2 protein-coding genes are annotated in these 2,216 nt (G+C 37.3%); both read left to right on the plus strand.

The window, feature by feature from the left end; translation table 11 throughout:
- Positions 1-80: 80 nt before the first annotated feature.
- Positions 81-893, plus strand: a complete 813-nt coding sequence (locus R3333_RS14185; RefSeq protein ID WP_318959423.1) for a hypothetical protein — start codon at positions 81-83, stop codon at positions 891-893.
- Between the two features lie 184 nt (positions 894-1,077).
- Positions 1,078-2,216, plus strand: a 1,139-nt coding sequence (locus R3333_RS14190) for a choice-of-anchor B family protein (protein ID WP_318959424.1), incomplete at its 3' end; no start/stop codon positions are given.

The following is a 2,216-nucleotide window of genomic DNA, read 5'->3' on the forward strand; positions in this document are numbered from 1 at the left end:
AGTAAGAAAAACAAAGAGATCAAATCTTTACAGAAAGAAATCAAAACCTTAAAAGATTCAGAAACTATAAACAACCAAGAATGAAGAAGATTTTTACATTACTCTTGTGTCTTATGACACTAACACTTGACGCCCAAGAATTAGATATACCCACCAGTATAACCGTTGATGAACAAATGCAAATGCTAGATGATAAGCAATGCAACTCTTTCATAGTAGGAGTTCAGGGTGATGGTAAGGATATTAAAAAGAAATTTAAAGACTTTTTAGAAGATAGGTATGCTATAGAGGTAAAAGGCTTAGGTAGCAGTTTAAAAGGTGAGGGATTGAACAACTCTAGAATAAGTGATAAGGTGTTTAACCTTTTGTTTAAAATTCAGGAGAACGGAACGAGTAATCTAGTTTCCTTATTTATGAGCTTTAGCAATGGAGATTATGTAAACTCCGAAAAATATGCTTCTGAAGCCAATGTAATCAAAGATTTAATGAAGGATTTTACAAAATCCTATTATGCCGATGTGGTAAATGAAAGGATAGAAGTGAAAACCGAAGAGCTTGAAAAATTGAATAAGCAACGTGCCAAAGATATAGATGAAAAAACAGATTTGGCCAAAGAGATTTCTAAGAACGAAAAGAAAATTGCCAAATACGAAAGTAAGGTTGCGAAAGCACAGCTAAAGATTGAAAAATACCAAGAGAAAATAAAAGATGAGGAGAAGGATATTGCTGACAACGGACAAGAAGTTGAAGAGCTAAAGGCAGATAATAATACTGCAGCAGCAAAGAAAACTGAAGTTGAAACGAAGTTAGAAACCAACAATAAATTGATCGCAGAAAAAAGTGAAGAGCTCAAAGCACTTCAAGCAAAACTCTCTCAATTGCTGAGTTTTTAGAGAAGTTCTTTTTACCTTCGCGGCATGAAGTTAAAAGAGACATTTAAGAAATATCATCCGTATTTCGTGGATGTTTGGCAGTATTTGGTCATCATCATCGTATTTATAATAGCCGCATTTTTTATATTGTAAGGAAGTCGCCCGAGGAACATCTTTTTCGGGCGTTTTTTGTTACATTTATTCCATGATGAAGAACCTCCTACATGTCGCCATAACAGTTGTGTTCGCTACTTGTTTTACAGCGTACGCCCAACTGAATATAGATAGCCTTTCCCATATAAACTATGTGAGTACCCATAATACCTTTTTGAATGATGTTTGGGGGTATACTGATGAATTTAACAATGAATATGCGTTAGTAGGTGCCGAAAACGGGGTAGCTGTTGTTGATGTAACCCAGGCAAATAATCCACAAGAGATATTTTGGACACAAGGGGCTTACAGTGTTTGGAGGGATTTGAAAACTTTTGGTGATTACGCTTATGTTACCACTGAAGCTGAGGCAGGTTTGCTTATCATGGATTTGAGTGGACTCCCCAATAATACACAAATACCAACTTCTTATTTTACGGTAGGCAATGGAATCGATACTCTCGGAACTGCGCACAACTTATGGATAGATGAAAATGGATATTGTTACATTTTTGGTTCTAACATCGGTAACAGAGGGGTGCAGATATACGATCTTAATCCTAATCCGCTACAACCAACTTGGGTAGGCGAGTTCGATCCTTATTATTGTCATGATGGTTTTGTACGTAACGATACGGCGTATTTTGCGCACATTTATGAAGGTTTTTTTACCGTTGTAGATGTAAGTGATAAAGCAAATCCTGTTGTTCTGGGTTCAAAAGATACCCCAACAAACTTTGCACATAACATTTGGCCAAGTGATGATGGTCATACAGTATTTACAACGGATGAAGTTACCAACTCATTCCTTACTGCTTATGACGTATCGGATCCTAGCGCCATAGTAGAGTTAGATAGAATTCAATCTAACCCTGGAACCAACACCGTTCCGCATAACACCCATGTCTTGGATGATTACATCATAACTAGTTATTACGCAGATGGAGTAGTTATACACGATGTCTCAGATCCTGAAAACATGGTTGAGGTTGGGAATTATGATACCTATCCAGGAACCTCAACTTCAACGGTTGGAAACTGGGGAGTGTATCCTTATTTTGCCTCTGGAAATTTGATGGTAACCGATAGAGAATTTGGGTTTTTCATTTTAGGTCCTACCTACACACAGGCGGCGAAACTAGAAGGTGTCACCACCAATGCGTCTACCAATGCACTGTTAGATGATGTTAG

The organism is Lishizhenia sp. (assembly GCF_033720595.1).
Lineage (GTDB): Bacteria > Bacteroidota > Bacteroidia > Flavobacteriales_D > Crocinitomicaceae > Lishizhenia.